Annotated in this window: 16 protein-coding genes; 8 read left to right on the top strand and 8 right to left on the bottom strand. The window is 34.5% G+C overall.

The window, feature by feature from the left end; translation table 11 throughout:
- Nucleotides 1–66 precede the first annotated feature (66 nt).
- On the bottom strand, nt 67–783 hold the full coding sequence (locus I3217_RS04900; RefSeq protein WP_435048629.1) for a LytR/AlgR family response regulator transcription factor: 717 nt from the start codon (nt 781–783) through the stop codon (nt 67–69).
- On the bottom strand, nt 770–1,840 hold the full coding sequence (locus I3217_RS04895) for a sensor histidine kinase (RefSeq protein ID WP_435048628.1): 1,071 nt from the start codon (nt 1,838–1,840) through the stop codon (nt 770–772). The genes I3217_RS04900 and I3217_RS04895 overlap by 14 nt, the downstream gene beginning before the upstream one ends.
- 187 nt (nt 1,841–2,027) lie before the next feature.
- Here I3217_RS04895 and I3217_RS04890 point away from each other — a divergent pair, with 187 nt between their 5' ends.
- Nucleotides 2,028–2,429 carry a MotA/TolQ/ExbB proton channel family protein gene (locus tag I3217_RS04890; RefSeq protein ID WP_435048627.1) on the top strand — a complete coding sequence of 134 codons (402 nt, stop codon included), beginning with the start codon at nt 2,028–2,030 and terminating at the stop codon, nt 2,427–2,429.
- An 84-nt stretch (nt 2,430–2,513) separates the two neighbouring features.
- Here the strand turns inward: I3217_RS04890 and I3217_RS04885 are convergent, their stop codons facing one another.
- Together I3217_RS04885 and I3217_RS04880 are read right to left on the bottom strand one after the other, a co-directional pair.
- On the bottom strand, nt 2,514–3,083 hold the full coding sequence (locus I3217_RS04885) for a DUF2892 domain-containing protein (protein WP_435048626.1): 570 nt from the start codon (nt 3,081–3,083) through the stop codon (nt 2,514–2,516).
- A gap of 3 nt (nt 3,084–3,086) precedes the next feature.
- Nucleotides 3,087–3,965: a DUF6263 family protein gene (locus I3217_RS04880; RefSeq protein ID WP_435048625.1), complete on the bottom strand. Its 879-nt coding sequence runs from the start codon at nt 3,963–3,965 to the stop codon at nt 3,087–3,089.
- A gap of 168 nt (nt 3,966–4,133) precedes the next feature.
- Between I3217_RS04880 and rpmH the strand changes: the two genes are divergently transcribed.
- On the top strand, nt 4,134–4,295 hold the full coding sequence (gene rpmH, locus I3217_RS04875) for a 50S ribosomal protein L34 (protein WP_038527912.1): 162 nt from the start codon (nt 4,134–4,136) through the stop codon (nt 4,293–4,295).
- Nucleotides 4,296–4,398: 103 nt separating this feature from the next.
- On the top strand, nt 4,399–7,251 hold the full coding sequence (carB, locus tag I3217_RS04870) for a carbamoyl-phosphate synthase large subunit (RefSeq protein WP_435048624.1): 2,853 nt from the start codon (nt 4,399–4,401) through the stop codon (nt 7,249–7,251).
- A gap of 77 nt (nt 7,252–7,328) precedes the next feature.
- Here carB and I3217_RS04865 read toward each other — a convergent pair whose 3' ends face one another.
- On the bottom strand, nt 7,329–8,744 hold the full coding sequence (locus tag I3217_RS04865) for a TlpA family protein disulfide reductase (protein ID WP_435048623.1): 1,416 nt from the start codon (nt 8,742–8,744) through the stop codon (nt 7,329–7,331).
- 164 nt (nt 8,745–8,908) lie between these two features.
- Between I3217_RS04865 and I3217_RS04860 the strand changes: the two genes are divergently transcribed.
- Nucleotides 8,909–10,534 carry an ABC-F family ATP-binding cassette domain-containing protein gene (locus tag I3217_RS04860; protein ID WP_435048622.1) on the top strand — a complete coding sequence of 542 codons (1,626 nt, stop codon included), beginning with the start codon at nt 8,909–8,911 and terminating at the stop codon, nt 10,532–10,534.
- Nucleotides 10,535–10,566: 32 nt separating this feature from the next.
- Here I3217_RS04860 and I3217_RS04855 read toward each other — a convergent pair whose 3' ends face one another.
- Nucleotides 10,567–10,803, bottom strand: a complete 237-nt coding sequence (locus tag I3217_RS04855) for a DUF2007 domain-containing protein (protein WP_435048621.1) — start codon at nt 10,801–10,803, stop codon at nt 10,567–10,569.
- Between the two features lie 179 nt (nt 10,804–10,982).
- Between I3217_RS04855 and I3217_RS04850 the strand changes: the two genes are divergently transcribed.
- On the top strand, nt 10,983–11,174 hold the full coding sequence (locus tag I3217_RS04850; RefSeq protein WP_435048620.1) for a cold-shock protein: 192 nt from the start codon (nt 10,983–10,985) through the stop codon (nt 11,172–11,174).
- A gap of 199 nt (nt 11,175–11,373) precedes the next feature.
- A complete protein-coding gene (locus I3217_RS04845) occupies nt 11,374–11,565 on the top strand; it encodes a cold-shock protein (protein WP_435048619.1) in 192 nt (63 codons plus the stop codon).
- A gap of 75 nt (nt 11,566–11,640) precedes the next feature.
- On the opposite strand, the gene pheT is transcribed toward I3217_RS04845, so the two are convergent.
- Nucleotides 11,641–14,067, bottom strand: a complete 2,427-nt coding sequence (pheT, locus tag I3217_RS04840) for a phenylalanine--tRNA ligase subunit beta (RefSeq protein ID WP_435048618.1) — start codon at nt 14,065–14,067, stop codon at nt 11,641–11,643.
- A gap of 118 nt (nt 14,068–14,185) precedes the next feature.
- Here pheT and I3217_RS04835 point away from each other — a divergent pair, with 118 nt between their 5' ends.
- Nucleotides 14,186–15,397, top strand: coding sequence for a TlpA family protein disulfide reductase (locus tag I3217_RS04835; protein WP_435048617.1), 1,212 nt, complete (start codon nt 14,186–14,188; stop codon nt 15,395–15,397).
- Here the strand turns inward: I3217_RS04835 and recG are convergent, their stop codons facing one another.
- The gene (gene recG / locus I3217_RS04830) at nt 15,398–17,500 is read right to left on the bottom strand and encodes an ATP-dependent DNA helicase RecG (RefSeq protein WP_435048616.1); all 2,103 of its coding nucleotides are present in this window, start codon (nt 17,498–17,500) and stop codon (nt 15,398–15,400) included. It abuts the gene before it with no gap.
- A gap of 141 nt (nt 17,501–17,641) precedes the next feature.
- On the opposite strand from recG, the gene I3217_RS04825 reads away from it, so the two are divergent.
- Nucleotides 17,642–17,833: a hypothetical protein gene (locus I3217_RS04825; RefSeq protein ID WP_435048615.1), complete on the top strand. Its 192-nt coding sequence runs from the start codon at nt 17,642–17,644 to the stop codon at nt 17,831–17,833.
- Nucleotides 17,834–17,854 lie beyond the last annotated feature (21 nt).

Genomic DNA, 17,854 nt, shown 5'->3' with positions numbered 1-17,854 from the left:
GTAGAATTAGAAAAGCGAACTTGATGAGTTCGCTTTTTTTTATGCTCTGATCTTAATAGAACAACATTAATATTGTTCCAGGGTTTTTAAAACATCCTTTTTATAACTTCGGCTTATTGGCAGGGCTTCGTTTAAGATGTTTACATATTCATTGGTAAACGATGTTATGTTTTTAATTGAAATTATATACGAACGGTGAATTCTTAAAAATTGATTTTGTGGTAGTCGGGCTTCTATCGTACTTATGGTTTCTCGTGTAACAATAGTCTCGTCTTGTAAATGTATTTTTAGATAGTCGCTAAAACTTTCAATATAAATTATAGCATTAAAATCGATTTTCACCATTTTTCTGTCGGACCGTACAAACATAAAATCTGTCGTGTTTGCTGCAGGTGTTTGGGTTGAGGTGCTTTCTCCGTATACTTCAAAGTAATTATTTACAGCTTTTAAGACTCTTTCGAAAGCTATGGGTTTTAGCAGGTAGTCTACAGCCTGCAGTTCAAATCCTTCTACGGCGTAATCTCTGTATGCCGTTGTAAAAATTATTTTGATGTTTTTGTTAATGGATCTGGCAAATGAAATACCGGATATTTCCGGCATATTAATGTCTAAAAATACCAGATCAATATTATGGGTGTTTATTATGTTAAAGGCTTCAAGAGCAGTACTGCAACTGGCTACAATAGTAATATTGTTAATTTTAGACAGGTGAGTGACTAAAACTTCTCTGGCCATAAGTTCGTCGTCTACTATAATACAAGGTATGGTTCTATTTGTTTTCAATGACAGGAGTTGTGTTTAAAATTAACTTGACTTTAAAATATTGGTTTTCATTAATAATAGACAGCGAGTGCCTGTCTTTATATAACATATTCAGGCGTTTTTTTATATTTTCCAGACCAATTCCAGAATTTGAATTTGTGGTATTACTACATGTGTTTTCAATATAAAAATAAATACTGTCTTTTTGTGCGGATAAGTCTATCTTAATATTTAATATCCCTTGTTTAATTTCTCCGTGTTTAAAACTGTTTTCTATAAAAGGCATGAAAAGCATTGGAGCAATTTTAGTTTCTGGAGAAATGTTATTAATCTTAAAATCGACATGGAGCGTGTCGTTAAATCTTAGGGTTTCCAGATCGATATAATCCTGAATGTGGTTAATTTCATCCTGGAGAAGTACAAAGGGTTTGTTAATCTGATAGAGTAAATAATCTAACAGGTTAGATAGTTTTAAAATCATTTCCGGAGTTTCATCGGCTTTTTTTAAAGCGAACCCATACATTGTGTTTAAGGTGTTGAATAAAAAATGCGGGTGAATCTGCATTTTTAAATATTGTAACTCCTGTTCCTTTAGTCTTAATTGCGTTTCCAGAATTTTAGTTTCTAATTTGCTGTTTTTTTCCTGTTGTCTCAGGTTAAGTTTTAAAAGTTTAAAGGTGCTTACCAGTATAGTTATAAGATAAACGCCAATAATTACAAATAATAGATTCTGGCTAACTGGCGCCATATTATTGTATTCAAAATGCGACAGGTATATTAACCCGTAGAATATAGATAAAACAATTAGGTAGGCTGAAATAATAAAAGTGTAAATACTGTAAATACCAAAAAGCAGATACCTTTTTTGAATTAGATAATCGGGGATAAGCTTGTAAATAAAAACATAAGTCGTGGCTATAGTAATGGGCATTAAAAAAATAGAGAAGGAAAGAACGTAACTCATGTTATTACTTCCGGAACCAAAAAAATAGGTGTAAAATAAAAGTACAGCACACCAGAACAACAAGTGTGTTACTAGCTTTCCTAATAGTTTAAAAATGGATTTGCTTGCTGTCATACTAAAAATGCTATACAATAATAATGTATTTTTGGTTTAAGGCATTTTTTTATAGGCGAATAACAGGATTAGTTCCTGATATAGCATTTTAGTTAAAAAGGGAAGTAAACCTGTTGCTTGTCGCATTTTTACAAACAGGAAGTCGCTTAATCATAACTTTGTTTTTACTAACAATAATATTTAAACTATGTATTTTTTATTGCTTGAACAAGATGGTTTTATTACACAATTAATTAATCGGTTTAATGAGGGCGGTCCGTTATTTATGTCCTTAATTCTGATTTGTTTTATACTGTCTTTATGTTTTCTATTTAGTGCCTTTTATTATGCGAATAAAAATGAAACCCGCTCCAGAAAGATGATAAGTCTTGTTGTCGATGCCAGCTTGTTGGGCATGGTTATTGGTTTTATGGGGTCTATTATAGGTATGGTTATGGCTTTTGATGCTATAGGGACTATGAATAGTGTGTCGACGGCTATGCTGGCTGGAGGCTTAAAGGTGTCTTTTATAACCACACTTTTTGGAACGTTTGTGTTTGTGTTGTCTAGAATTGGAATTTTAGTCTACAAATGGATGTATAAATTATAGGTCTATATTTCATCATATCAAAAACGAAAAAGGGTTCAGTTAAAAACTGAACCCTTTTTGTTAATATGGTAGTTTGATGATTTTCTATCGACGTCCGCCACGAGGCTGTCTGTGACCTCCAAAGTGCTGATTTGGCATTTGGGCACGTTTCATGTTTTCTTTCATCATTTTAATCTGATCAGTTAACATGCCTTGTTTGTCCAGTTTCTGGGCTTCCGATAATAATTTAGTAGCTTCCTGTTTTCTGCGTTTCGATAAAGCAATTCCTGCCAGGCTTAATTTAGCCATAGCTAAATCGTGGTCCATATTTAAACCTAAAGCAATTGCTTTCTTTAAATATTTTTCCGATTCATTCATATTGGATTGCGATACCATAATACCGTGTAAATAATTATAGTATCCCTGTTGTTTGGTTACTAATGCGCTTTCCGGATTTTTAATCTTGTTTAACCATTTTGTTGCGCCTTCAAAATCCTGCTTTCTAAGTTTTAAAAAGGCAAGTAATATAAATTCGTTTTTAAAATATAAGAATATAAATATGGCAGATAATAAGATTAACATTATGCCGTTACCAATGTTTCCTTCGATAAACTGGTATACAGCGTATGCAATAATTAAACCGGCAATAACTAATTTTATGTTCTTGTTGTACATGTTTTACTGAATTTTATATGTTGTTTTTGATGTTATTATAGTAGGTGTTTCTTCAGGATTGTTTAAGTTCTTAGGAGACTGTGCTTCTGCTGTAACAGTCATTTCATTAATAAACCCTGTTTTTTTGTTTGCAATTACATTTATATGTTGTGTACCTTTTAATACTAGTTGAGTTTGTTCTTCCTGAATTTGTATGTTTAACACACAATCTGCTTTTAAGTAGATAGCATCCGTGATTTTGTCAAGCTGCCAGGTGTTTATCGTGTTAAATTCTCCGGTAAAGGTGTTTTTCCAGGATTTATCATTAGAGCTAAGACTATCTGGGTAAATATGGGTTAATTGTTCGAAACTATTAGATAGTGTTTTATTTCCAAAATCTGTTTTTATCGATTCTATTATTAGTTGTTTGGTAAACTCATCTTCAATATCTGCTAAGGAAACCATTTTATTTATCATAGCTTCTGTGCCTTTTACACTAATAATTTTTCCGGTTTTAGACATTTCAATTTCTAAATCGGATGCTGTTAACCCTGAAAAAATCCGACCTTCTGTGTCATTTTCTTCCAGAAGTTTTTTTGTATCTATATCAACAATAATACCTAATTGATTAGAAACTGTTTTAAGTTTAAACGTGTTGAATTTAAAATTTAATATATAAGTACTGTCTGTTTTAGATAACACTTTAAAAGTATACTGTTCTTCCAGCGTGTTTTGTATGTTGTGTTGCCTGCCTTGTTCTTCTTTAATTATGTTTTGAGTGGCCTGTTGGTTTACAGTCATACTGTCTCCAACTTTTAATCGATATTGTAATATATTTTGGGCATTTAGGGAACCAATAAATACTAAATTGATAATTAATACCTTAACCAAAAGACGCCCCATGTATTCCTTTTTTTATTGGATACAAAGAAACTAAAATTTTATTGAAAAAATATTTTTAAAATAAGGTTTGTTAAACAAAAAAGACTTCGTATATTTGCGCGCAGTTTTGGTGAAACTATCAAAACGTTAGTTTAGTTAATAAATAGAAGATTTTAAAGATACAAGACAATGAGTAAAAGAACGTTTCAACCATCGAAAAGAAAGAGAAGAAACAAACACGGTTTTAGAGAAAGAATGGCTTCTGCCAATGGTAGAAAAGTCCTTGCACGTAGACGTGCTAAAGGAAGAAAAAAACTGTCTGTATCTTCAGAATCAAGACATAAAAAATAATGATTTTTATTATTTGATATACTAAAGGTGTTACTTAATGGTAACGCCTTTTTTTATATCTCGTTAATAATTAATTACTTTTGCAATATCTTAATATTTTACAATGCCAAAAAATCCAAAATTAAAATCTATTCTTATTATAGGTTCAGGACCAATTGTTATCGGACAAGCCTGTGAGTTTGATTATTCAGGTACTCAAGCCTTAAGATCTTTACGCGAAGATGGAATAGAAACCATTCTTATTAATTCGAACCCAGCAACAATTATGACCGATCCTTCGATGGCCGATCATGTGTATTTGTTGCCGTTAACAACAAAATCGATAGTTCAAATTCTTAAGGAGCACCCACAAATTGATGCCGTTTTACCAACTATGGGAGGTCAAACTGCATTAAATTTATGTATTGAAGCTGATGAAAAAGGAATTTGGAAGGATTTTGATGTAGAAATTATAGGTGTAGATATTGACGCTATTAATATAACGGAAGACAGAGAGCAATTCCGTGAATTAATGGAGAAAATAGGGGTTAAAATGGCTCCTCAGGCAACTGCAACTTCATATTTAGAAGGTAAAACAATAGCCCAAGAGTTCGGTTTTCCATTATGTATTCGTTCGTCGTTTACTTTAGGTGGAGCAGGAGCTGCTATTGTATACGAAGAAAAAGATTACGATGAATTATTAACTCGTGGTTTAGAGGTGTCTCCAATTCATGAGGTAATGATTGATAAAGCCATGATGGGGTGGAAGGAATACGAGTTAGAGCTGTTAAGAGATGCAAATGATAATGTTGTTATTATCTGTTCTATCGAAAACATGGACCCTATGGGGATTCATACAGGAGACTCTATTACAGTAGCTCCGGCTATGACTTTAAGTGACAGAACTTACCAAAAAATGCGTGATATGGCTATCCTTATGATGCGTAGTATTGGTGATTTTGCAGGAGGTTGTAATGTGCAGTTTGCAGTAAGCCCGGATGAAAATGAAGATATTATTGCTATCGAAATTAATCCACGTGTATCGCGTTCATCGGCATTAGCGAGTAAAGCAACAGGATATCCAATTGCAAAAATAGCAGCTAAATTGGCTATAGGTTATAATTTAGATGAATTAGATAACCAGATTACAAAATCAACTTCGGCATTATTCGAGCCAACATTAGATTATGTTATCGTTAAAATTCCGCGTTGGAACTTTGATAAATTTGAAGGGTCAGACAGAACTTTAGGTCTTCAAATGAAGTCTGTAGGTGAAGTTATGGGTATTGGACGTTCGTTCCAGGAAGCCCTTCACAAAGCGACACAATCTTTAGAAATTAAACGTAACGGTTTAGGAGCAGATGGTAAAGGGTATAAGAACTACGATCAGATTATCGAAAAACTTACCAATGCCAGCTGGGATCGTGTGTTTGTAATTTATGATGCCATTCAAATGGGAATTCCATTAAGTCGTATTCATGAAATTACTAAAATCGATATGTGGTTCTTACGTCAGTATGAAGAATTGTATCACTTAGAAAAGGAAATTTCCACTTTCAATATAGATACTATTGAAAAGGATTTATTACTTGAAGCTAAACAAAAAGGATACGGAGATCGTCAGATTGCTCATATGTTAGGATGTTTAGAAAGTCAGGTATATAATAAACGTGAGGAATTAAATATTAATCGTGTTTATAAATTAGTGGATACCTGTGCTGCAGAATTTAAAGCACAGACACCTTATTATTATTCAACTTTCGAAAGTGATGTGCAGACAGCAGATGGTAAGCGTTTTACCGCTAATGAAAGTGAAGTAAGTGATAAGAAAAAAGTAATAGTTTTAGGTTCCGGACCAAACCGAATCGGACAAGGTATAGAATTTGATTACTGTTGTGTACATGGGGTTTTAGCAGCTGCTGAAGCGGGGTACGAAACCATCATGATTAACTGTAACCCTGAAACGGTATCAACCGATTTTGATACTGCCGATAAATTATACTTCGAGCCGGTATTTTGGGAGCATATCTACGATATCATCCGTCACGAAAAACCGGAAGGTGTTATTGTTCAGTTAGGAGGACAAACCGCATTGAAATTAGCTGAAAAATTAGATAAATACGGTATCAAGATTATAGGAACAAGTTTTGAAGCTTTGGATTTAGCTGAAGACAGAGGTAGTTTCTCTAAACTGTTAAAAGATAACGATATTCCTTATCCTGAATTCGATACTGCTGAAACTGCAGAAGAGGCGTTGGAAGTGGCTAAGAAATTAGATTTCCCAATTCTTGTACGTCCGTCTTATGTGTTAGGTGGTCAGGGAATGAAAATCGTAATTAATGAAAAGGAATTAGAAGAGCATGTAGTAGATTTATTACGTACTATTCCTAATAATAAATTACTTCTGGATCATTATTTAGACGGTGCGATTGAAGCTGAAGCAGATGCAATCTGTGATGGTGAAAATGTATACATTATCGGAATTATGGAGCATATTGAGCCATGTGGTATTCACTCTGGTGATAGTAATGCTTTACTTCCTCCTTTCAACTTAGGAGATTTGGTGATGCAACAAATAAAAGATCATACCAAGAAAATTGCCCTAGCATTAAATACTGTAGGATTAATCAATATCCAGTTTGCTGTAAAAGACGATGTAGTTTACATTATCGAAGCAAATCCTAGAGCATCTCGTACGGTACCATTTATTGCTAAAGCTTATGGAGAGCCATACGTAAACTATGCTACAAAAGTTATGCTAGGTGATAAGAAGGTAACAGACTTTGATTTTAACCCGAAATTAGAAGGATACGCTATTAAGCAACCAGTATTCTCATTCAATAAGTTCCCTAAAGTAAATAAAAAATTAGGACCAGAAATGAAGAGTACAGGAGAGAGTATCTTATTTATAGATGATTTAAAGGACGATGAATTCTATAATTTATATTCAAGACGTCGTATGTATCTAAACAAATAATCAGGATACAATTATCAATACTAAAAAAGGCTTCAAATTTAATTTGAAGCCTTTTTTGATTTTAAGACCAATACATTTTATTGGTTTAGCATGCCAAGAAGTTCTTCTTCAAAATATTTAGAGAATAAATTACTGTTACTGCTTATTATTTTTTTGTCTTTGTTAACCAATACCACGCGATAAATTGAGTTTAAGGCCAAAATTTGTCTGGATACTTCCGGGTTTTTAAAATGATATTCGTTTTGTATAGGATATTTGTATTCCTGTAAATAATCTATCCATTGCTCCTCATTCTTATCAATATTCATTGCTATAAAATCTATTTCAGGGTATTTTAGCTTTAATTCCTGAACTTTTTTATGGCTGCCAACAAAATGATCTTTCAGGCTGGATGACCAGAAGTAAATAACTGTAGGTCTGGTAATAAAATCATGCAGATGAAGCTCTTCGTCCTCGTTATTGGTTACCAGAGTGTTTGGCACAGTGCTACCTGGTTTTAATCGTTTTAACGATTCAACCATAGATGAAATACTGTTGTTGTTTTCCGATGAAGTACTCAGTTTTAAAAAAGTATCTAAATACGTATCGTAATCTTCCAGTTTATTCGAGTTACCAATATAGCGAATGGCAGAATAGTTTAAAAAGTAATTTTTTATGGAGTCGTTTTGTACGAGGCTGTCAATTAATTGTAACTTATCCAGGTTGTAATCTAAAGACCTTCGGTTAAATATACTGTCTTGAGAATGCTTAAAATGTTTTTGGAGAGCCATATTGTTAAAATGGTACTTCAAAAAGGTATAATACGGAAAATAATCCTTTAAAGTAATGTCGTTATAATTGATTTGTTTTCTGTAATTATAAAAATCCTTGGGTAAGGATTCCAGATTTTTTAATTCGTTGTTCCCGTAATATGTGAAGGGATAGATTTCTTTTTGAGCGTAATAATTATAATCGATATTCGCCTGAGCAAATTTTTGAAATAACGGCGAGGTTTTGTATCTGATGTTAAACTCATTTAGCTTTCTGGTCTGTTCAGCTTTTATGGAATCTAATTTTTTTTCAAAAACCTCCGGAGAAGATTGACTTAGTTTTAATATGTTGTGGTTTATCCGTTCACTCTCAACAAACATGTTAATTAAATAATTATTTTCTTTTGCGCCAATTCCGGTATAGACCAGAGATTCATCAAAATCAATAGTATTTAATCGGAACATAATACTGTCATTAGGTTCTAAAAATACCATTTGTATTTCTCCGCCATGAGCAAAGGTGTAAAGTCCTGGGTTTACTGGAGTAATTTTATAAAGGAATCTGTTATTCTGGTCCAGCATAACGGTGTCTAAGATTGTATTATCTTTAGAAATGGTTACGTAACGTGTGTTAGGGTTTATTATTTCTCCTCCTAAAAATCCGTTTCCCGACAAATTGTTTTCGTCGTGTTTACAGGAAAAAAAACAGAGTGTAAGTAAGAAAAGTAGAGGGAATTGTTTCATAAAGCTGCACATTCTTTCTAACATAAAGTTAAGTGTGTTAAAAACAAAAATATGCGAAGCGGCTTACTTGAGATGTTAATGTGGTGTTAAATATTATTAACAGGGCTTTTGTTTCGTGTAATAACGGGAATTTTCTACTTTTGCAGCAAATTAAAACAAGAACGATGTTAACAGTTTCAAATCTTTCAGTGCAATTTGGTAAGCGTGTGCTTTTCGACGAGGTAAATACGGTGTTTACTCAAGGAAATTGCTATGGAATTATTGGTGCCAATGGTGCTGGAAAATCAACTTTTCTTAAAATAATTGCAGGTAAGCAAGAACCAACGTCTGGCCATGTGCATTTAGAGGCTGGAAAACGTATGTCGGTTTTAGAGCAGAACCACAATTTATATGATGAGCATACGGTACTGGAAACCGTAATCATGGGAAATAAACCACTTTTTAAAATTAAATCAGAAATCGATGCTTTGTATGCTGATTATTCTGATGAAAATGCTGAAAAAATTGGTGAACTTCAAGTGCAGTTTGAGGAAATGAATGGGTGGAATGCCGATAGTGATGCAGCGGCTTTACTGTCTAATCTGGATATTTCGGAAGAGTTTCATTACAGCTTGATGAAAGATTTAGATGGTAAACAAAAAGTACGTGTCTTATTGGCACAAGCTCTTTTTGGAAATCCGGATGTGTTAATCATGGATGAGCCTACCAACGACCTGGATTATGAAACCATTTCGTGGTTGGAAAACTTTATTGCAAATTACGATAATTGTGTTATCGTGGTATCTCACGACCGTCACTTCCTGGATTCTGTTTGTACTCACATTTCTGATATCGATTTTGGTAAAATCAATCATTTTTCAGGAAACTATACCTTTTGGTACGAGTCCTCTCAGTTAGCAGCCCGTCAGCGTTCGCAACAAAATAAGAAAGCAGAAGAGAAAAAGAAGGAACTAGAGGAATTTATTCGTCGTTTCTCTGCTAACGTAGCTAAGAGTAAGCAGGCTACCAGTAGAAAGAAAATGATTGATAAATTAAATATCGATGATATAAAACCTACCAGCAGACGTTACCCTGCTATTATTTTTGAACGTGACAGAGAAGCTGGAGATCAGATTCTGAATGTAGAGAATTTATCCGCTTCAATAGATGGAGAGGTATTGTTTAAGGATATCGATTTAAACCTTGCTAAAGGCGATAAAGTGGTTGTGTATTCTAAAGATTCCAGAGCTACAACAGCTTTTTATCAGATTTTAAATGGCAAAGAGCAAGCCGATTCGGGTAAATATTCCTGGGGTGTAACAACTTCACAATCGTATCTGCCATTAGATAACAGTGAATACTTTAAAAATGACTTGACTTTAGTAGATTGGTTACGTCAGTGGGCTACAACGGAAGAAGAGCGAGAAGAGGTGTTTTTACGAGGCTTTTTAGGGAAAATGATTTTTAGTGGAGAAGAAGCACTTAAAAAATCGAACGTATTATCCGGAGGGGAGAAAGTACGTTGTATGTTAAGTAGAATGATGATGGTAAGAGCTAACGTATTGATGCTGGACGAACCTACTAACCATTTAGACTTAGAGAGTATTACAGCCTTTAATAACTCATTAAAAAACTTTAAAGGGACAGTATTGTTTTCGACTCACGATCATGAATTTGCACAAACTGTTGCAAACCGTGTTGTAGAATTAACGCCTAACGGAATTATTGACAGATATACTACATTCGACGAATATATGCAGGATTCTAAAATTAAGGAGTTGCGTAAGACTATGTACGAAGTAAAAGCTTAAGATTTAAAAGCCCTGAAAGTTCAGGGCTTTTTTTATGCTTCCAGTTGGGATAATACCGTTTGTATTATTTGTTCGGCAGTTTCCTGTTCGTCTTTGTTCACAAATAATTCCTGTTCCCCTTGAATAGAGGCGCCAAAACCAGCTAATCTGGCCGATTCACTTTCGTCTTTTACAATAGCATTAATATCCGATTTAGCCAGTTCATCTACAAGGCGTTGCGTAATAAATAACGAGCCCGTGTATACCTTAATATAATTAGAATCTGACATGATTTTGTAGTTTAGAATTCGATTAAATGTACAAAATTTCCAATAAAATTGTTGAAATATTTTAAATCATTCAATAAAGATGCGATTTTATTAAAAATAAAAATAAAAAAGTGGATTATGGTTGTTATCCCAATTATAACATTACATTTGTAATAATTATAATTATTTAATATTTTACAATGAGCAAAGGAACAGTAAAATTCTTTAACGATTCTAAAGGATTTGGATTCATTATTGAAGACGACACAAACAAAGAACATTTCGTACACATTTCAGGATTAATCGATGAAATTCGTGAAGGTGATGCTGTAGAATTCGATTTAAAAGAAGGTAAAAAAGGATTGAACGCAGTTAATGTTAAAGTAGTATAATACGATAAACATTCTGCATTAGTATATACTTTTTAAAATGCGAAACCTATCAATTTTTTGATAGGTTTTTTTTGTTGTTTAAGGTAATATTAACCTAAAATTAAGAATACCATAGTTTGAAAAATAAACCTTAGGGTTTCCTTTGTTAAGTGATGAATAATGTTAAATTTGTTATTAGTATTAACATTATATTATAACAGTGAAAAACGGAACAGTAAAATTCTTCAATGAATCTAAAGGATTTGGATTTATTATCGAAGAAGGTTCAAACAAAGAGTATTTTGTACATGTGTCTGGCTTAATTGACAGCATTTCTGAGAAAGACTCTGTAGAGTTTGAATTAAAAGAAGGAAAAAAAGGATTAAACGCAATAAATGTAAAAGTAATTTAATTTTATTCTTTAATTTTTTAAACAAAAAAGCCTGCATTTGCAGGCTTTTTTTGTGTTGTATGTTTTTAGCGTGAACTATCGTAATTCAGCACCCAATTTATTTTCAAAATTAGCTTGCAGTTTACTCATAATTTTATCGATTTGCTTATCGGTAAGCGTCTTTTGTTCATCTTGCAATATAAAGCTAACAGCGTAGCTCTTTTTGCCTTCAGGAAGGTTTTTGCCCTGATATACGTCGAACAGGTTTATTTCTTTTAAAAGTTGTTTTTCGGTTTGTTTAGCAAGTGTGTAAATACTTTCAAAAGTAACGTCATCGTTCAGTAATAAAGCAAAATCACGTCTTACCTCCGGATGCTTGGCAATTTCTGTGAATCTGGTTTTATTGTGTTTTGCCACGTCTATAATTGCATCCCAGTTAAAATCGGCAAACAACACCTCCTGGTTTATATCGAAATCTTTTAAAATTTTAGATTTTACAACGCCAAACTCTACCAGTTTTGTTTTTCCTAATTCCAGTTTTAAACCTTCGCTAAAAATATCGCTGCTTCCTGGTACAGTGCGGAATCTGTTTAAGCCTAAGCGTTCAAGAATTGTCGAAATAATACCTTTTAAATAAAAGAAATCTCCTTTTTGAGCAGGTGTATTCCATGTTTCCGAAGCTTTACTTCCAGTGACAAATAAAGATAAATGTTTAAATTCTTCTCTGTTTTCTCCGTACTGGTGGTAGGTTTTTCCAAATTCAAAGAGTTTTAAATTTGGTCGTCTGCGATTTATATTGTGAGATACAGCTTCCAAGCCGGAAAATAACAAAGATTGTCTTAAAACCGATAAGTCGTTACTTAGCGGGTTAAGCATGCTAATATTATGTTCTGCCTGTAACTGTTCGCTTAAAGCTATGTAATCCGGAGTAGTAAGCGAGTTGGCCATGATTTCGAAGAATCCCTGAGCAGCCAGTTGGTTTCCTATAATATTTTGAAGTTTATGATCTTCAAAACGCGATGAGTTGGAAATTGAAGCGTTTAATTTATCTGTGGTTTTTACATTATTATAACCGTAAACTCTTAAAATTTCTTCAATAACATCGGCTTCTCGCTGTACATCGTTTCTGTATGCAGGAATGGTTAAACCTAAACCGGTTTCTGTAACATTGTTGATTTTAATGTCTAAAGACATTAATATGCGCTTGATTGTGTCTTTAGGGATTTCTTCTCCTATTAATCGCTTCGCATTTTCAAAGCTTAAACGTACCTGAAAATCATCAATTTTATTAGGGTAGGTATCTTCAATTTCACTAGAAATTTCACCTCCGGCAAGCTCTATAATAAGTAAAGCAGCACGTTTTAAGGCGTATTCTGTAAAGTTTGGATCTATACCGCGTTCAAATCTAAATGAGGCGTCTGTATTTATACCATGACGTTTTGCAGTTTTTCTGATAGAAACCGGATTAAAATAGGCGCTTTCAAGAAATACATTAGTAGTGTTTTCGGTAACTCCGGAATGTGCACCACCTAAAACACCTGCAATACACATTGGTTTTTCTGCGTCACAAATCATTAGATCATCTTCGTGTAATTCGCGTTCTATGCCGTCTAGGGTTGTAAATTTAGTACCGGCTTCAACCGTTTTAACGATAACTTTCTGCCCTGAAATTTTGTTTAAGTCAAAAGCGTGTAGTGGTTGCCCCAGTTCATGTAGTACATAGTTGGTAGCATCTACAATATTGTTTTTTGGTGTTAAACCAATGGCCTTTAGTCTGTTTTGTAGCCATTTAGGAGATTCGGTAACACGAATGTTAGAAATACTAACACCACAGTATCTCGGTGCTAAGTCTTTGTTTCTTATATCTACATCCACACGAGAGGCTCTGTTGTTTACATGAAACGCACTTACGGATGGTGTAATTAATTCGGCGTGAATTTCTTTTTGAAGTAAGCCGGCTTTAAGGTCACGCGCTGTTCCGTAATGGCTCATGGCATCTGCACGGTTTGGCGTAAGTCCAATTTCGAAAACCTGATCGTTTTCAACTTCAAAAATTTCGGCTGCAGCGGTACCAGGTTTCAGGTCGGCGTCTAAAACCATGATTCCGGCGTGTGACTGACCAAGGCCAAGTTCGTCTTCGGCACAAATCATCCCGAAACTTTCTTCACCTCTTATTTTTCCTTTTTTAATAGTCCAAGCTTCTCCTTCTGGAGTATAAAGTGTCGTTCCAATGGTTGCGACTGGTACCTTTTGTCCTGCAGCTACATTTGGTGCCCCACACACAATTTGTACAGGAGTGTCTTCGCCAATATTTACAGTTGTAACTTTTAATTTATCAGCGTTAGCGTGTTGTTCGCAGGTTAGTACTTCACCAACCACGATACCTTCTAATCCGCCTTTTACAGATTGAAATGTATCAATTCCTTCAACTTCTAGTCCAAGGTCTGTTAGTAATTCACCAGTTTGTTCTGCTGTCCAGTCGGTCTTAATAAATTGTTTTAACCAATTGTATGAAATCTTCATATAAAGCTTGTTTTCTTAGAGGCGCAAAGATAATAATACTTAAACGTCTATAAAATTGTAAAATGTTTTTTATTGTAAGGATTTTAATGTTTCTTCGAATTTTTAATTCCAGAATTTTATGAGATTTATAGTTGTCCTTTTTTCCTGTCTGTTTTTATTGAATTGTAAAGAGAAAACTCAGCCAAAACTTGCTTTAGGAGTTTGGAGAGCTACTTTAGAAACCAAGGGTAATGATGTATTGCCGTTTAATTTTAAAGTGGAATCGGATAGTACTCTCGTCGTATTTAATGCTGAAGAAAAGATTTTTGTAAATGAAATTACCTATAAAAATGATAGTATTGTTATAAAACTTCCGGTTTTTGATAGTTACATAAAAGCTAAAATGTACGGAGATTCACTTCTGGAAGGGGCTTATATAAAAGATGAATTAAAACGTACAGTGCCGTTTAAGGCTGTTTTTAATGACGTTTTTAGATTTGAGGCTAAGGATAAGCCATTGGTCGATGTTAGCGGAAATTGGGAAACAACATTTAGTCCCGATAGTGAAGATTCTTCTCAAGCAAAAGGAATTTTTGTTCAACAGGGACAAAGAGTCACGGGAACATTTAGAACGACTACAGGAGACTATAGGTTTTTAGAAGGGGTGATGGATGGAGATTCTTTAAAATTGTCAGCTTTTGATGGTTCACATGCCTTTTTATTCACGGCGCAGGTTGAAGACAGTACTTTGTCTGGGATGTTTTATTCCGGTAATCATTATAAAGAGCCTTTTATTGCGAAAAGAAATGATGCTTTTCAATTGGCAGATGCCGATTCGCTGACTTTTTTGAAACCGGGTTACGATGCTATATCCTTTTCTTTTCCGGATGAAACCGGAAAATTGGTTTCATTGTCCGATCCTCAATTTAAAGATAAGGTTGTGGTAGTACAGTTAATGGGTACCTGGTGTCCCAATTGTTTAGATGAAACCAAGTATTTTAAAAGTTATTTAGATAATTATCCTTCAAACGATGTGGCTTTTGTTGGTCTGGCCTTCGAATATGCTAAAACAGAAGAGCAAGCATTTAAAAATATAGATCGATTAAAAAAGCGATTGGATATACAGTATCCTGTTTTATTGGCCCAGACGGGAAGTACCAGTAAACAATCAGCACAGGAGAAATTACCTATGTTAAATACAGTGCTTTCGTATCCTACTGCTATTTTTATAGATAAAAAAGGTAAGGTAAGAAAAATACATACCGGGTTTAACGGTCCTGCTACGGGTGATTTATACGAGAATTATAAGGAAGAATTCGAACAGTTTATGGCTATGCTTTTGAGTGAATAGTTAGCTAATGTAGTTCCAGATGTTTTTGTATTTACTAAGTTGTTGATAGGTGTGTAATAACACGCGATGTTCTTCTTTTATAAGTCTCGGGTCAGATTTCAGGATATTGAGCGCGTGATATCGCGCTAGTTTTAAAATATCGTTATCCTTAATAATATCGGCTATTTTTAAATTGAACACACCACTTTGCTGAGTCCCCATAATATCTCCAGGTCCGCGTAATTTAAGATCGACTTCAGCAATTTCAAAACCATCACTGGTTTTTACCATGGTTTCCAGTCGGGTTTTACTGTCGTTACTCAATTTATGACCTGTCATTAAAATGCAATAACTTTGTTCGGCACCTCTACCAACACGACCTCGCAGCTGGTGTAACTGCGACAGGCCAAAGCGCTCGGCACTTTCAATAATCATTACGGAAGCATTAGGGACATTTACACCAACTTCAATTACCGTAGTGGCTACCATAATCTGGGTTTCACCCGAAATGAAACGCTGCATTTCAATATCCTTATCGGCAGGTTTCATTTGTCCGTGCACTATGGAAATCTGGTATTTTGGAGCCGGAAAATCACGGGCTATACTTTCGTAGCCGTCCATCAAGTCCTTATAATCCATATTTTCGCTTTCTTGAATTAAAGGGTATACTATGTATACCTGTCTGCCTTTATCTATTTCGTCGCGAATAAATTTTAAAACTTTTAAACGGTTGGAATCGTAACGATGTACCGTTTTTATAGGTTGCCTTCCCGGAGGTAATTCGTCAATAATCGAAATGTCTAAATCGCCGTAAACCGACATAGCTAAAGTTCTCGGAATCGGGGTTGCAGTCATTACAAGAATGTGAGGAGGCATACTGTTTTTACGCCATAATTTACTGCGTTGTGCCACACCAAACCGATGTTGTTCATCAATTATAGCGAGCCCTAAATTTTTAAATTTCACCTTGTCTTCTAACAGTGCGTGTGTACCAATCAGAATGTCTAATTCACCGCTGTCCAAAGCCTTATGAATTGCTTTTCGTTCTGAAGTAGTACTTGAACCGGTGAGTAGTTTTATGTTGATATCCAGGTTGTTACATAGTTCTTGTAATCCGTTGTAATGCTGAACTGACAAAATTTCAGTAGGAGCCATTAAGCACGCCTGAAAGCCATTGTCTAAGGCGATTAACATAGACATTAAAGCGACTATGGTTTTTCCAGATCCTACATCGCCCTGTAAGAGTCTGTTCATTTGAGCATTGCTTCCTAAATCGGCTCGTATTTCTTTAATAACTCGCTTTTGGGCATTGGTTAGAGCGAAAGGGAGGTGATGTTTAAAAAAGGTGTTAAAATGTGTGCCAACCTTATCGAAGGTAAATCCTTTTATTTTGTTTTTATGGATCAGATTTTTTAAAATAAGCTGTAGCTGTATGTAAAATAACTCTTCAAATTTTAACCTGAACTGTGCCCGTGCCAGTAGTTCCTGATTTTTCGGAAAGTGAACATTAAAGAGGGCATCTGCTTTAGACACTAATTTTAATTCTGAAAGTAAATTTGCAGAGAGTGTTTCTTCAAAACGACCATTGGTTTCCAGAAATAATTGTTGCATAATTTTACTCATCACACGATTTGTAATGCCTTTATTCGACAACTTTTCTGTAGAAGGGTATACGGGTTGCATGGCCGAACGCAGGTTATTTTCATGTTCGCTTAGCAGTTCCATCTCGGGATGGGCCATGCTAAATGTACCGTTAAACCAGGTGGTTTTTCCGAAAATTACGTAATCGGTATTCAGTTTTATACTTTCCTTTATCCATTTGTGGGCTCGAAACCAGACCAGCTCCATCGCTCCGGTTTCATCTCTGAATGTACCGACTAAGCGTTTCCCTTTTCCTTGTTTAACTTCTTTAAAGCCTACAACACGGCCAATTACCTGAACATCGGCATTATTGCGCTGTAACTGAGAAATCTTGTAATACTGGGTGCGATCTAAATACCGGTTCGGGAATAAATTAATAAGGTCCTGATACGTATGAATTCCAAGTTCTTTACGCAACAAATCGGCTCGATTAGGGCCTACGCCTTTTAAGTAATCTATAGGTGTTTGAAGCTTGGAATTCATGCGAACGAATATAAATCTTATCGGGGAAACATAAAACCTTAAAATATATCAATTTTAATAAAACCTTTGCTATATTTAAGCTTATTATGCAGTTTTTATAAAAATTGTAAGGTTTAAATTAATATAAATAGCTTAAAATCAATGAATAAAAATATATCAATACTAATGGGGATACTTGCTGTGGTAAGTGTGATTTTTAGTTTCTTCGGAAATCTGACTTCAGCCAATATTTTAGGGTTTGAAATTAATATCTGGGCCTATAGAATGATATGGAGTATGCTGGCCATTTTTGTGTTGTTTCCACATTATAAACGCTGGAAAGCCAACAGATAAGATGTTGTTGCTTTAGAGTGT

Origin of the sequence: Formosa sp. S-31 (assembly GCF_051172795.1) — a bacterium.
Lineage (GTDB): Bacteria > Bacteroidota > Bacteroidia > Flavobacteriales > Flavobacteriaceae > Formosa.
Note: the sequence above shows the minus strand (reverse complement) of the source record. Positions and strands in the feature narration are given on the sequence as shown.

What these genes read in the sequence shown, in the direction of transcription:
- I3217_RS04885 (WP_435048626.1), bottom strand. Translation starts at nt 3,083, where the DNA reads ATGTACAACAAGAACATAAAATTAGTTATTGCCGGTTTAATTATTGCA.
- I3217_RS04860 (WP_435048622.1), top strand. Translation starts at nt 8,909, where the DNA reads ATGTTAACAGTTTCAAATCTTTCAGTGCAATTTGGTAAGCGTGTGCTT.
- I3217_RS04835 (WP_435048617.1), top strand. Translation starts at nt 14,186, where the DNA reads ATGAGATTTATAGTTGTCCTTTTTTCCTGTCTGTTTTTATTGAATTGT.
- I3217_RS04865 (WP_435048623.1), bottom strand. Translation starts at nt 8,744, where the DNA reads ATGAAACAATTCCCTCTACTTTTCTTACTTACACTCTGTTTTTTTTCC.
- recG (WP_435048616.1), bottom strand. Translation starts at nt 17,500, where the DNA reads ATGAATTCCAAGCTTCAAACACCTATAGATTACTTAAAAGGCGTAGGC.
- carB (WP_435048624.1), top strand. Translation starts at nt 4,399, where the DNA reads ATGCCAAAAAATCCAAAATTAAAATCTATTCTTATTATAGGTTCAGGA.
- I3217_RS04890 (WP_435048627.1), top strand. Translation starts at nt 2,028, where the DNA reads ATGTATTTTTTATTGCTTGAACAAGATGGTTTTATTACACAATTAATT.
- rpmH (WP_038527912.1), top strand. Translation starts at nt 4,134, where the DNA reads ATGAGTAAAAGAACGTTTCAACCATCGAAAAGAAAGAGAAGAAACAAA.
- pheT (WP_435048618.1), bottom strand. Translation starts at nt 14,067, where the DNA reads ATGAAGATTTCATACAATTGGTTAAAACAATTTATTAAGACCGACTGG.
- I3217_RS04880 (WP_435048625.1), bottom strand. Translation starts at nt 3,965, where the DNA reads ATGGGGCGTCTTTTGGTTAAGGTATTAATTATCAATTTAGTATTTATT.
- I3217_RS04850 (WP_435048620.1), top strand. Translation starts at nt 10,983, where the DNA reads ATGAGCAAAGGAACAGTAAAATTCTTTAACGATTCTAAAGGATTTGGA.
- I3217_RS04855 (WP_435048621.1), bottom strand. Translation starts at nt 10,803, where the DNA reads ATGTCAGATTCTAATTATATTAAGGTATACACGGGCTCGTTATTTATT.
- I3217_RS04825 (WP_435048615.1), top strand. Translation starts at nt 17,642, where the DNA reads ATGAATAAAAATATATCAATACTAATGGGGATACTTGCTGTGGTAAGT.
- I3217_RS04895 (WP_435048628.1), bottom strand. Translation starts at nt 1,840, where the DNA reads ATGACAGCAAGCAAATCCATTTTTAAACTATTAGGAAAGCTAGTAACA.